We start from the raw sequence: 12,425 nt of genomic DNA, 5'->3' as shown, positions 1-12,425 counted from the left end.
GGCGGAAGTAGCCGGCGGCGTCGACGGCGCCGGCGGCGTGCAGCGCGGTCAGCTCGCCGAAGCTGTGGCCCAGGTAGCCGGCGGGGCGCAGGCCGAGTTCGCGCAGGTAGCGCAGCTGGCCGACGGACAGCGCGCCGATCGCCGGCTGGGCGTGTTCGGTGGCGCGCAGGGCGATCTCCTGCGCCTGGCGCAGGTCCGCCTCGAACACCGGCGGCGGGAACACGATCGGCCCGAGGCGCCGCGCCGCGCCGTCGAAGGCGGCGTTGGCCTCGTCGAAGGCGGCGCCGATCGACGGGACGTTCAGCGCGGCGTCCAGGCCCATGTCGAGGTACTGGCTGCCCTGCCCGGCGAACAGGCCGGCGACGGTGGCGCCCTGGCGGGCGCTGCGGCGGAAGTGGATGCCGCGCGGATGCGACCACTCGGTCGCGTCCGGGGACCGGTCGAGCTGGGAGATCGCCAGCTCGCGCAGGTCGTCGACGGCGTCGTCGTCGGCGTCCGCGGCGGTCACGAAGCCGATCCGGGCCGCGTCGGCGGGGATGGGGCCGTCGCCGCCGGGGGCGCCGGAGCGCAGCAGCTCGATCAGCGCGGGGACATCCGGGGCGTGCCACAGGTGCGCCTGTGCGGTCCGGTGCAGGGCGCGCACGGCGGATCGGTCGCCCGAGTGCTCCTCGAGGACCACGTGGAAGTTCGTCCCGCCGAAGCCCATCGCGGACGCGGCGGCGCGGCGCACCGGCCGGTGCGGGTCGAGGATCCACGGCCGGTTCGCGATGTTGACGTAGAAGGGGGCATCGGAGAAGTCGACGGCGCTGTTCGGCCGCTCGACGTTGATCGTCGGCGGCAGCACCTTGTGGTAGAGGCCGAGGGCGAGCTTCATCAGGCTGGCGGTGCCGGCGGCGCCCTTGGTGTGACCGATCTGGGACTTCACGCTGCCCAGCGCCGCGTAGTTGCGCTCGTCGGAGGCGTCGCTGAGCAGGCCGCCGAGGGCGGTGAGCTCCGTGCGGTCGCCGACGGCCGTGCCGGTGGCGTGGGCCTCGAACAGTTCCACCGACGCCGGCGAGCAGTCGGCGTCGTGGTAGGCGCGGTCGAGCGCGACGCGCTGTCCCTCGGCCCGGGGGGCGTAGATGCTCTTGGAGCGGCCGTCGCTGGACGAGCCGATGCCGCGGATGACGGCGTAGATGCGGTTGCCGTCACGCTGGGCGTCGGAGAGCCGGCGCAGCGCCAGCATGCCGATGCCCTCGCCGAGCAGGGTGCCGTCGGCGTCGTCGGAGAAGGGGCTGATCGTGCCGCTCTTCGACAGGGCCTGCACCTTGGAGAAGCACATGTAGATGAAGATCGTGTTCTCGGTGTCGACGCCACCGGTGATCATCGTGTCGGCGCGGCCGTCGACCAGTTCCGCCACGGCGAGGCGGACCGCGGACAGCGACGCCGCGCAGGCCGCGTCGACCGTCGTGTTCATCCCGCCGAGGCCGAGCCGGTTGGCGACCCGACCGGCCACCACGTTCGCGAGCAGGCCGGGGAAGGAGTTCTCCTCCCAGGGCGCGAACGCCTCGACGTACTTGCGGCTGATCGCGTCGGCGTCGGCCTCGCTCAGCCCGCAGCTGCGCACCGCCTCGCGCAGCACCGGCGTGGACAGCCGGGCGGCGAGCGGGTGCATGAGCGGGACCGGGCCGGTCGTGCCGAGCACGACGCCGGTGCGCCCGGAGTCGTACCAGTCGGCGTCCTTCCCGGCGACGTCGCGGGCGCCGGCGTCGCGCAGCAGGTCGCGGGCGACGCCGAGGCTGAGGGTCTGCATCGTGCTGGTGACCTCGAGCTGGTTCGGCGGCAGGCCGAACTCCAACGGGCTGAACTCGACGTCCGGGATGAAGGCGCCGCGCCGCGAGTAGGTCTTGTCCGGCGAGGCGGGGTCGCTGTCGTAGTAGTCGGCCAGGTCCCACCGCGAGGGCGGAACCTCCGTCGTGCAGTCCGCGCCGTCGACGACGTTCTGCCAGTACTCACGGTGGTTGCGGGCCATCGGGAACAGACCCGACATGCCCACAATCGCGATCGGGGTCCGGGCGAGCCGCCGGTCGTCGAAACCGTCGGGTTCGGTCGGGCTCGGGGGGAGCGCTGGCTTGGTCACGATCTTCCCTTCTCTGCCGGACGACGCCGGCGGGCGGTGCGGCTCAGGCGGCAGTCAGCCAGGATGCGCGCTCGACGAGGTCCGCCATCTGCTCGGCGAACAGGCGGTGACCCTCGGCGTTGGGATGCAGGCCGTCGGGGCTCCACAGCCGCCGTCCGGCCCAGTCCGCACCGGCGGCGATGTCCAGGTGCAGCGTCCCGGTCGCCTCGCACACCTCGCGCAGCACGGCGTTCGCGAACACGAACCGCTCGCGCAGCAGGCCGCGGAACTCCTCCGGCAGCGGCAGGTTGGCGGGGATGTCGGGGTAGCTGGCGGTGAACACGGTGGTGTCCAGGCCCGCCAGCGACCGGAAGATCGTGTTGATGTTGCGGGTGAACCGGTCGGGGTCGTAGTCCGTGACGAGGTCGTTGACGCCGACCACCACGCCGATCAGCGGCGACTTGCGCACCAGGGCGGGGCGCAGCTGCCGGTCCACGACCTGCTGCGTGGTCGTCTGGTAGGCGCCGAGGTTGCGGACCTCGCGGGCGGAAACGCCCATCCGCCGGGCGAACCGGCTGGCCCAGCCGATGTAGGAGCCGTCGGCGGCGACGTCACCGCGGCCCTCGACGAAGCTGTCGCCGAGGGCCGTGAACCTGACTGCGGGCATCTGCGGGCCCTTCCCTTTCGTGGCGGTCGGCGGTGCAGGGTGGTCGGCGGTGCAGATCGGTCGGCGGCGCTCAGGACTGGGTGAGAATCCGCCGGTCGGCCGGCATGTTGACGTCCTCGTAGAGCCGCTCGAGGTTCGCCGGAGCGAAGAACTCCTCGCCGGGAACTCCGCCGGCGATGAGACCGAAGAACTTCGTCGTGTATTCCGGGCTCATGCTGGTGGCGCGGAACACGGAGTCGTAGTAGGGGGTGAGGCTGAGTTCCGCGAGGCTGCAGGTGAGTTCGAAGGTGCCGTTGCTCTCGGCATCGCGGATCTTCGTGTACTCCTCGACCGATTCATCGATCGGACGCGCCCCGGAAAGACCCTCGTGCAGTTTCTCCGCGAGCACCTCGGTGTACTTCAGCGCGTCGGTGATGCCCCAGCCGGTGAACGGGTCCTTGTGGTATCCGGCGTCGCCGACAAGCGCCCAGCCGGGGCCGGCGGAACGGCGGTAGAAGTTGTCCGGGTAGGCCATCGCGCGGTAGTTCTCCGCCCGCTTTCCGTTCGTGCGCAGGTCCTCGCCGAGTTCGGGCACGACCTGGTCGATGATCTCGTGGAAGCTGCCCTCGACGTCCGCGCGGAACTCGCGCATCCGCTCCTTGCGGCGCATCACGGCGACGAGGTGCTGGCCGTGGTGCGTCGGCCATGCGCCGAGCTGCTGCTCACCAAAGCCGGTGCGGTGCTGGAACGTCCAGTCCAGGCCGCTGTAGTACGAGTAGTAGACGAAGCACGCCGCGGGGACGGATCGGTAGATCTCGGCCTTGACCAGGCCCGCCACGGTCGAGTTGCGGCCGTCGGCACCGACCACGAACCGGGCGGTGAACTCGCGTTCCGGACCGTCGCCGATCCGTCCGCGCACGCCGGCCGCGCGCCCCTCGGTGAAGATCACGTCGGTGACGGTGAACCCCTCGACGACCTCGGCGCCGGCCTTGCGCGCCTCGTCGACGAGGATCTCGTCGAGAATCGTCCGGCGCGGGGAGTACACCTCGGTGATTCCGTCGATCGGGTCGGCGAAACCTTCGAGGAAGATGTCCGTGTAGGAGAACGTGAGATGCCGCATCGCCGGCGGCTCGGTGGCTACAAGACGGTCGAGAATTCCCCAGTCCTGAAGTCGCGACAGACCGGCCTGATGAATGTAGTGGGTGGAGACGGTGTCACTCGGAAAAGTGGCTCGATCCACCACGAGCACCTTGTGCCCGCGCCGAGCGAGCAGCATCGCCAGGGGCGATCCGGCGCAGCGTGCACCTACCACGATGACGTCGTACATGACATTGTCCTCCCGTTTCTGGCCGCCGGAGGCCGCCGGCGGGGCGCCGGCGGTGGCCGGCAGCGCAGCGTTCGGGCCGGCTACCTTGTCATGGTGCTGACAGGTCAGATCGTCGGTCAATGGACCGGCCGACATCTCATCGGCCGATAAGCCCACTCAATCGAGTGGTGCAGATCACTGGTAAAGAAATGCGATCGCTTCGGTGAATTCCCGCTCGATGATCGCGCGGCGAAGCTTCAGGGAAGGCGTGAGATGTCCCTGCTCGACGGTGAAGTCGCCGTCGAGCACGCGGAACTTCCGGATCGACTCGGCCCGGGAGACGAGGCTGTTGGCGTCGTCGACGGCGAGCTGGAGCTCGGCGAGCAGCCGGGGGTGCTCGCGCCAGTCCTGCGCACCCTCGAGCGGCACGCCGTTCGACGCGGCCCAGGCGGCCAGCGGCGCCGGATCCACGGTGATCAGCGCCGAGACGAACGGGCGGGCCTCCCCGACGACCATGCAGTTACTGACCAGCCGGTGCAGGCGTACCCGGTCCTCCAACGGCGTCGGCGCGACGTTCTTGCCGCTGTTGGTCACCAGGATCTCCTTGCGGCGCCCGGTGATGACCAGGTAACCGTCGGGGTCGAGGCGGCCGACGTCACCGGTGTGCAGCCAGCGGTCCTCCTCCGGCCCGGTGGCGTCCCGCCCGACGGCACGCTCCCCGGCCGACCAGTAGCCGGGCGAGACGTTGGCGCCCTGGACGAGCACCTCCCCGTCGTCGGCGATCGCGACCGTCGTTCCCGGGATCGGCCGGCCGACGGTCCCGCGCCGATTGGTGGCCGGCGCGTTCACGGTGACCGCGGTGGCGGCCTCCGTCAGGCCGTAGCAGTTCAGCACGTTGACGTCCGCACTGGCGAAGAACGCCGCGGTCGTGTCGTCCAGCGAGGCGCCGCCACAGATCACCTGCGTCAGCCGGGCACCGAACGCCGCGGAGATGTCGTCGGAGGGCAGGTCCCGCACCCGCTTGCGGATCTTCTCCAGCGCGTACGGGACGAGGGCGAGGAACGTCGGGCGGATCACCGGCAGCACGGGCAGCAGCTCGGGGATGCCGGGCAGCAGGACGGTGCGCGTTCCCGCGTACAGGCAGGCGAACAGGATCGTCTGGCCGAACACGTGCGACAGCGGCAGGCACAGCGCCGTGGTGGCCTGCGTGCCGTCCTGTGAGCGGTCCTGTGAGCGGTGCAGCGTGGCCGTGTGGAACAACTCGCCGGTCTGCTCCACCGTGCCCGCCGAGGAGGCGAACATGTTGCGGTGGGTGAGCATGCAGCCCTTCGGCAGGCCCGTGGTACCACTGGTGTAGATGATCATTGCCAGATCGTCGGCGCGGACCTTGCCGGCCCGCTGGGCGAACTCCTCGTCGAAGGCGGCGCGGCGCGCTCCGGCATCGGCATCGGCATCGGCATCGGCCGAGCCCGCCGCCGCGGCCACCCAGGCGTCGACCTGGTCCAGGTTCCAGGCCGGGCGCCGCAGCGCGGCGGCGCCGGCCTCGCTGACCTGCCGGACCTGCTCGTCGGTCTCGGCGAACGCCCACGCGGCGCCGGAGTCGGTGAGGGTGTGGCGGACCTGGACCTCCGAGCCCGTCGGGTACACGGGGACGATCACCGCGCCGATGCCGAGAGCGGCGACGCTCAGCAACACCCAGGGATAGCCGGTGCGTCCCATGATGGCGACCCGGTCGCCGTGCGCGACCCCGAGGGCCAGCAGCTCGGCCGCCACCGTCCGGGCCTGCTCGGCGAACTCGCCGCTGCTGATCTCGCGGATCGCCTCGCCGGGGACGTCGGTGCGGCCCAGCAGGGGTCGCTCGGGATGCGCCTGGGCGCCCCCCTCGACCACGGACCAGAGTCCCTGATCGTCCGGCAGGACCGGGCCGCCGACCGAGGTGGATTTCTGCACGTGTCATCACCTTTCCGCGTGGCGCGGACGCAGTTATCCGCACGGTGAAGTGCGTTCCAGCATTCCACGCCCGAGTCTCGGATTATTCCGAGAACACGGCAAGGCGCTTTCCCCGAATGAACGGTCGGCCTTTCCTATCGCCTTACTCTTGATTCGGCGCGGCCGTATGCTGGAACCTGGAACGGCCGGGCCGACTCGATGCAGTCGACGAAGATGTCCACCAGCGGCGCCGAGTTCGCCGCCCGCCAGACCACGTAGAGGTCCAGGGTGGGCACCGGGTCGTAGAGCTGGACGGCGGCCGGCCGCGGGCCCCCGACCGCGGAGCCGATGTGCAGCCCGCGCGACGCGGAGGCGAACCCGACCAGCGGTTTCACCGACACGACGATCGCGGTCGCGCTCGGGTCGTCCACCTCGTGGGCGACCGACAGGGTGATGCCGCTGGCCTCGGCGGCCGCCTGGATCGCGTCGTACATCGCCGGACTCTTCTCCCGGGCGAACAGGACGCACTGCTGGCGGGCGAGTTCCCCGAAGGGAATGCCGCCGCGCCCCGCCCACGTGTGCCCATGGCCGACGACCGCGACGAGCGGCACCCGGAAAAGTCGCCGGGAGCGGAAATCGGGCGAGGTCGGACGGCCGTAGACGATGGCGACATCGAGATCACCGGCGGCGAGCGCGGAAAGCTGTGGACCGGTGCGCTGCTCCACCAGCGTGACGCTGACGTCGGGATATTCGGCCGACATCTTCGTGAGCGCGGCCGGGACGACGTGCTGACCGCCGGGGAAGTTGTACCCGACGCTCACCACCCCGGTCCGGCCGGCCGCGACCTCACGGGCAGTATGGGTTGCCTTACGCATCTGCGAGATGATGGCCCGCGCCTCGGCCTCGAAGGCCTTTCCGGCGGCGGTGAGCCGGACATCGTGTGATGTCCGGGCCACCAGCTCGACGCCGAGACTTCGTTCCAGTCGTTGTAGTTGTTGACTCAGGGATGGCTGCGAAAGATGTAGTCGAGCGGCAGCGCGGCCGAAATGCAACTCGTCCGCGATAGCAAGGAAGGACACCAGGTGCCGCAACTCCATTGCCACCTCCACAGGGGCGTCGAGCGCAAGCCTAACGGTGCCGGATAACCTCTGGTGAACCGCACCTTCCCGCCGCAAGTCACTGGAGTGTCGGACGCCCGCCTGAGGGCGTGAGCCCGGCCACACCAGGTCGGCCGGGCCCGGGCTCAGCGGTCGATCCGCACCGGCAGTTCCGCGATGCCACGGACGACGAGGTTCGGACGGTAGGGCGGCGGGTCGACCAGCGGCGTCAGCCGGGGTGCGCGCAGCGCCAACGTCCGCAGCAGCAGTTCCATCTCCAGGCGCACCATCGGCGCGCCGATGCAGTAGTGGTGCCCGCGGCCGAAGGCGAGGTGGCGGGCCACCGCGGCGCCGCCCGCGTACCGGGCGAGGTCGAGCCGCTCGGGGTCGGGGTAGAGCGCGGCGTCGCGGTTCGCCGACGCGAGCAGGATGATCACCCCGTCGCCCGCGGCGAACCGCTCGCCGAGCACCTCGACGTCGCGGGTGGCGACGCGGGTCGTGAGGTGCGAGGGGGTGCAGTAGCGCATCAGCTCGTCCACGGCCGGCGCGGCCAGGTCCGGGTCCGCCCGCAGCGCCGCGTACTGGTCGGGGTTGCGCATCAGCATCAGGAACGTGCTGGAGATCAGGCTCACCGTGGTCTCGTGGCCGGCGACGAGCAGCACCACCAGGGTCGCGAGCATCTCGTCGCCGGTCAGCCGATCGCCCTCGGCCTCCGCCAGGGCCAGCGCGCTGACCAGGTCGTCGGCCGGGTCGGCGCGCCGACGGGCGACGAGATCGGTGAAGTACTCCCGGAACGCCGCGGCCGAGTCACGCCGCAGGTCGATCTCGGCCTGGGACAGCAGGATGTCGGGATCCAGGCCGCGGGCGAGGCCGAAGGACATCGAGCGCACCGCCGCGTGGTCGGCCGCCGGCACGCCCATCAGCTCGGCAATCATCGTCAGCGGCAGCGGGTAGGCGATCGCCTCGACCAGATCGACCTCGCCCGCGGCGATCGCGGCGTCGACGAGCCCGGCCGCGACCTCGGTGACCCGCGCGCGCAGCCCCTCGATCCGCCGCGCGCTGAACGCCTTGCCGACCAGCCGGCGGATCCGGGTGTGGTCCGGCGGTTCCATCCACAGAAACGACGTCGGCAGGTCCGATCCGTCGCTGTCGGGATGCATGATCTCGCCTTCCTCGGCGTGGCTCCACGCCGAGTCCTGCAGGATCGCCTCGACCTCCCGGTAGCGGGTCACCAGCCGCAGGCCCAGCGGACCGGGCGCGAACGGGCCGGCCTCACGCAGGACCTGGTAGTTGGGGAAGGTGTCGTGATGCCAGGCGGGGTCGAAGATGTTCAGCGCCGCCTGCTCGACGGTGAGGTCGACGGTGAGATCCACGATCAGCTCCTGGAGAGGGGGGCGACCGGACTGGGGGTCGGGTCCGTCGCGCGGCAGGCCCGCACGAAGCTGGCCAGCTCGTCGACGCGGTCGGAGGGCGCGTCCACCGCGCGGCGCACGACCCGGACGAGGTGCTCGTAGGCCTCGGTGTGGTCGTAGTGAGCGGTGTCGGCGATGCGCAGCGCCCAGCGCCAGTAGCCGCGCAGCGTGTCCGCCAGTGGCATCCGGAACTGCGCGATGGCCTCCCGGATCGGCTCGACGACGGCGTCGCCGTAGCGGCGCAGGTAGAGGTCGACCATGTCGGCCATGAACGTGAAGTGGCGAGCCTCGTCGCGGCTCAGGCGACCCAGGACCTCGGCGAGCACCGGGTCGCAGACGACGGCCCGCAGGTTCTGGTAGTAGATCTGGGTGGCCTTCTCCTGCACGAGCGTGTAGGCGAACAGCGCGGCCGGGTGCTCGTGCGGCAGCGCGAACTGCTTGCGACCCTCCTCGGCGAGTTCGCGGCGCAGGGCCGCCGGCCGCGCGATGCCCGACTCCACCTGGTAGCGGAACAGCGCGCGGGCGTGGCTGTCCTCCTCCTGCGCCCAGCGCACGGTGAAGTGGTAGATCTCGCGGTTGAGCAGGAACGTCTCGACGTCGACGTCGCTGTCGAGCGGGAACCGGCTGCCGTAGAGGGCGAAGTAGCCCGGCAGGTGATCCTCGATGAACGTGATGAACCGGACGGCGGACCGCTGGCCCTCGGTGAGCCGGTCGGCGTCGGCCGCCGCCCAGTCGAAGCCGGTCTCGACGTCCCACCGGCGGGTCACCGGCGAGGCCGTCATGAAGGCGGTGACCGCCCGGTCGACGTCGTCGGCGGGCAGTCCGACCGACCGGGCGGGGATCGCCTGGAGCCCGGTGGGCCCGGCGAGCCCGGTGGGCCCGGGCTCGCCGGGCTGCGCGGAGGCCGTCAGGAGCCGGTGGCGGTCAGCGGGCATTGCGGCAGACCAGCGCGTAGTGCTTGGTCGTGAAGCCCCACCCGGCGTTGGCGACCTCCAGGTAGCGGGTCAGCTCCGCCGCCGTGCCCGGTCGCAGCTCGTCGATCGCGGCCGCGCTGGCGGCGACGCGCTCCAGCCAGTCGTCGATCGTACGGCGGTAGTCCTCGGTGAGGTCGTCCACGCTCGTCACCGAGAAGCCGGCGTCCTCGACCGCGCGCACCAGCTCCGACAGCGGTCGCATGTCGCCCCAGCCGAAGATCGAGTTACGCACGAACTCGGTGCCGGCGCGGCGGTCGAACTCGTCGCGGGCCGCGGCGCTGCGAAAGCAGCTCTCCGACACGTAGAAGTGGCCACCGCGGCGCAGCATGGACCGGGCGCGGCGGACCGCCCCGTCGACGTCGGGCATGTGGACGATCGAGCCGAGCATGGTGACCGCGTCGAACGAGCGCGCCGGGAGCTCGACGTCGGCGAACTTCCCGACGCGGGTGGAGACGAGGTCGGTCAGGCCGAGGTCCGCGGCGCGGGCGGCGATGAACTCGTGCTGGCGCCCGGCCGGGCTGACCCCGGTGACCTCGGCGCGGTACTCCCGGGCCATGAACAGGATCAGCGACCCCCAGCCGCAGCCGACGTCGAGCAGCCGCTGCCCGGGGGCCAGCCGGAGCCGGTCGGCGACGAAGTGCAGCTTGGCGACCTGCGCCTCGGCGAGGGTGAGCCCGGGGCGCCGGTAGAGCCCGGAGGAGTACTTGCGCAGCGGGTCGAGAAACAGCCCGAAGATCTCCGGGTCGAGGTCGTAGTGCTGGTTGGTCTCGCCGGGCCGCAGGTCCGCGGTGGTGCTCACGCCGCCTTCACCTGCAGCGCCTCGCGCACGACACCGGCCAGCTCCGCGACGGAGGAGGCGGTGAAGACGTCGGAGTCGTCGAGCTCGACGTCCCAGGTCTGCTCGACCTTGGCGACGACCCGCAGCAGCCGGACGGAGTCGGCGCCCTCGATGGCGCGCAGGTCGGTGTCGGCGGCGAGGGAGTCGGTGGGCACGGCGAGCTCCCGGGCGACGATCTCGGTGATCTGCCCGAGGATGTCGTCGGCGTCGGTGGTCACAGGGTCTCCTCAACGGGGACGGGGCCGTCCGGGATGCTGGACGGCGCCGGAACGGGGATCAGCGCCGGAGTGGGGGACGGTGCCGGAGTGGGGGACGGTGCCGGGGCAGGGGTGAGCGCCGGAGTGGGGGTCAGCGCCTGGTGGAGTCGGTCGGCCTCGGGGTTGGCCAGGGCGATGCGCTCCCGGGCGGTGCCGAAGGGGACGTTGCGGTAGGTCGCGGAGGCGGTCACGACCGGGACGCCGTCGGCGTCGACGATCTCCGCGGTCGCGCTGATCAGGGGCGAACCGGCGGCCTCAGCCCCGGCGCTGCCAGGGCTGAGGCGGGCCACGCAGGTGTAGCTGCGCCCGGTGGCCACCGGGGCGAGGTAGCGCATCCGCATGCTGACGGTGAAGGCCACCAGCCCGGTGCGCACGACGATGAGGTTGCCCATCGTCTCGTCGCAGACGACGCCGAGCAGCCCGCCGTGGACGATCCCCGGGTACGACTCGTAGCTGCGGCCGAGGTCGAAGGTGGTCCGCAGGCCCTCGGGGTGCTCGGTGAACTCGAGCGCGATGCCGTGGGGGTTGTGCGGCGAGCAGCCGAAGCAGCGGTAGTCCGCCAGGACCGCCCAGGGCAGCTCCGGGGCGGTCACGCCAGCGCCTCGGCGAGCCGGCGGCGGACCCGGCCGTTGGTGCTCAGGTCCAGCCCGGTCAGCGCGGCGAAGGCCCGGCGGATGTTGTCCTGGAGCCGGTCGAGCTCGCCATCGGTGGCGATGCCCGCGAGGAACATGTCGAACGCGGTGTCGATGGTCTCGTGGTCGGCGACCTCGGCCAGCCCGCTCTTGAACACCCCGACCGGATGCTTGATCCGCGCCTCGGAGGTGTAGACGTACAGCGTCTCCAGCACCGAGGGCAGCTCGTCGGGGTGCGCCGTCAGGCGCCGGCGCGCGTAGTGCAGGAACTCGCGGGCGTGGCCGGCCTCGTCCCGGCTGGCGCGCTGCATCAGCGAGCGCAGGACCGGCTCGTCGACCCAGGCGGCCACGGACCGGTAGACGTGGTTCACCGTCAGCTCGGAAATGATGTTCGTCGCGAGCGTGGCGCTCGGGGTGGTGCCGGGCGCGTAGGGGGCGCGCATCGCCTGGACGGGGGCGGCGGGCATCGCCACGCCGACCGCGTCCAGCCAGGTCCGGAACGCGAAGTGGTGCTGCAGCTCCTCGTAGCCCCAGACGGCGACGAAGGTCGAGAAGTCGTAGTCGTCGAACTCGTTGAGGAACCCGTGCTGGGCGGCGATCGAGTTGGCCTCCCCCATCACGGAGCTCTTGACCATCGTGACGTACTCGGGCCGCACGCGGTCGCGGTCGATGTCGTCGAACGGCAGATCGGCGAGGGTCCAGCGCTTCTGCTCGTAGTGGCGGAACACGTCGTAGCCGTGCATGTCGGGCCTTCCTCCGTCGGGGTCGGGGGCGCCGTCCGGTTTCGGGGCGACGGTCGGGCCGGGCGGCTACCGGGGCCGCGGGCGGGCGAGTTCGCGGGCCTCGACGCGGCGGAACTTCCCGCTGGAGGTCCGCGGGAGGGCGTCGGGGGCGACCAGGCGCACCGACACCTCGGCCAGTCCGAGCGCGGACCCGACGGCGACCCGCAGCTCGGCGGCCAGTCGAACCCGGTCCGCGGCGCCGTCGAGGGTGGTCTCGGCGATCACGGTCAGCGACTCGGCGCCGGTGTCGTCGGTGTCGGCGACGGCGACGCATCGGCGGCGGTGCACCCCCGGGGCGTCGCGGACGAGCGCCTCGGCGTCCTCGGGGTAGTAGTTCACCCCGCGCACGATGATCATCTCCTTGCGCCGGCCGCTGACGTGCAGCTCGCCGGCGGCGAGGAAGCCGAGATCGCCGGTCGGCAGCCACCGCTCGCCCGCCGGGTCGGCCTCGGGC

General features: G+C 71.6%; 11 protein-coding genes and 1 pseudogene. All 12 read right to left on the bottom strand.

The genetic code is table 11. The features are described from left to right. The coding region (locus ND748_RS15045) for a type I polyketide synthase (protein WP_251746434.1) at positions 1-2,119 on the bottom strand (2,119 nt) is incomplete at its 3' end. A 43-nt stretch (positions 2,120-2,162) separates the two neighbouring features. Next, the gene (locus tag ND748_RS15040; protein ID WP_251746433.1) at positions 2,163-2,765 is read right to left on the bottom strand and encodes an SGNH/GDSL hydrolase family protein; all 603 of its coding nucleotides are present in this window, start codon (positions 2,763-2,765) and stop codon (positions 2,163-2,165) included. Between the two features lie 70 nt (positions 2,766-2,835). Next, complete coding sequence (locus tag ND748_RS15035) at positions 2,836-4,071, bottom strand: NAD(P)/FAD-dependent oxidoreductase (RefSeq protein ID WP_251746435.1); 1,236 nt, start codon at positions 4,069-4,071, stop codon at positions 2,836-2,838. A gap of 174 nt (positions 4,072-4,245) precedes the next feature. Continuing rightward, the gene (locus ND748_RS15030; protein WP_251746432.1) at positions 4,246-6,000 is read right to left on the bottom strand and encodes an AMP-dependent synthetase/ligase; all 1,755 of its coding nucleotides are present in this window, start codon (positions 5,998-6,000) and stop codon (positions 4,246-4,248) included. A gap of 134 nt (positions 6,001-6,134) precedes the next feature. Beyond that, on the bottom strand, positions 6,135-7,076 hold the full coding sequence (locus ND748_RS15025; protein WP_251746431.1) for a LysR family transcriptional regulator: 942 nt from the start codon (positions 7,074-7,076) through the stop codon (positions 6,135-6,137). Between the two features lie 146 nt (positions 7,077-7,222). Further along, positions 7,223-8,449, bottom strand: a complete 1,227-nt coding sequence (locus tag ND748_RS15020; RefSeq protein WP_251746430.1) for a cytochrome P450 — start codon at positions 8,447-8,449, stop codon at positions 7,223-7,225. 2 nt (positions 8,450-8,451) lie between these two features. Then, a complete protein-coding gene (locus ND748_RS15015; RefSeq protein ID WP_251746429.1) occupies positions 8,452-9,423 on the bottom strand; it encodes an acyl-ACP desaturase in 972 nt (323 codons plus the stop codon). Further along, entirely contained in the window at positions 9,413-10,261 is an 849-nt protein-coding gene (locus tag ND748_RS15010) for a cyclopropane-fatty-acyl-phospholipid synthase family protein (protein ID WP_251746428.1), read from the bottom strand. The genes ND748_RS15015 and ND748_RS15010 overlap by 11 nt, the downstream gene beginning before the upstream one ends. Continuing rightward, positions 10,258-10,518: an acyl carrier protein gene (locus tag ND748_RS15005; protein WP_251746427.1), complete on the bottom strand. Its 261-nt coding sequence runs from the start codon at positions 10,516-10,518 to the stop codon at positions 10,258-10,260. Before ND748_RS15005 ends, ND748_RS15010 begins: the two co-directional genes overlap by 4 nt. Further along, entirely contained in the window at positions 10,515-11,150 is a 636-nt protein-coding gene (locus ND748_RS15000) for a PaaI family thioesterase (protein ID WP_251746426.1), read from the bottom strand. The genes ND748_RS15005 and ND748_RS15000 overlap by 4 nt, the downstream gene beginning before the upstream one ends. Continuing rightward, positions 11,147-11,932, bottom strand: a complete 786-nt coding sequence (locus ND748_RS14995; protein ID WP_251746425.1) for a ferritin-like domain-containing protein — start codon at positions 11,930-11,932, stop codon at positions 11,147-11,149. The genes ND748_RS15000 and ND748_RS14995 overlap by 4 nt, the downstream gene beginning before the upstream one ends. A 66-nt stretch (positions 11,933-11,998) precedes the next feature. Beyond that, positions 11,999-12,425, bottom strand: a pseudogene (locus ND748_RS14990) (AMP-dependent synthetase); the annotation flags it as partial.

Source organism: Frankia sp. AiPs1 (assembly GCF_023716945.1).
Lineage (GTDB): Bacteria > Actinomycetota > Actinomycetes > Frankiales > Frankiaceae > Frankia.
The sequence above is the reverse complement of the archived record's forward strand: the minus strand, read 5'-3'. Positions and strand labels throughout refer to the sequence as shown.

Coding starts and splice junctions, on each gene's coding strand:
- ND748_RS15035 (WP_251746435.1), bottom strand. CDS start 4,071: ATGTACGACGTCATCGTGGTAGGTGCACGCTGCGCCGGATCGCCCCTG.
- ND748_RS15015 (WP_251746429.1), bottom strand. CDS start 9,423: ATGCCCGCTGACCGCCACCGGCTCCTGACGGCCTCCGCGCAGCCCGGC.
- ND748_RS15025 (WP_251746431.1), bottom strand. CDS start 7,076: ATGGAGTTGCGGCACCTGGTGTCCTTCCTTGCTATCGCGGACGAGTTG.
- ND748_RS15040 (WP_251746433.1), bottom strand. CDS start 2,765: ATGCCCGCAGTCAGGTTCACGGCCCTCGGCGACAGCTTCGTCGAGGGC.
- ND748_RS14995 (WP_251746425.1), bottom strand. CDS start 11,932: ATGCACGGCTACGACGTGTTCCGCCACTACGAGCAGAAGCGCTGGACC.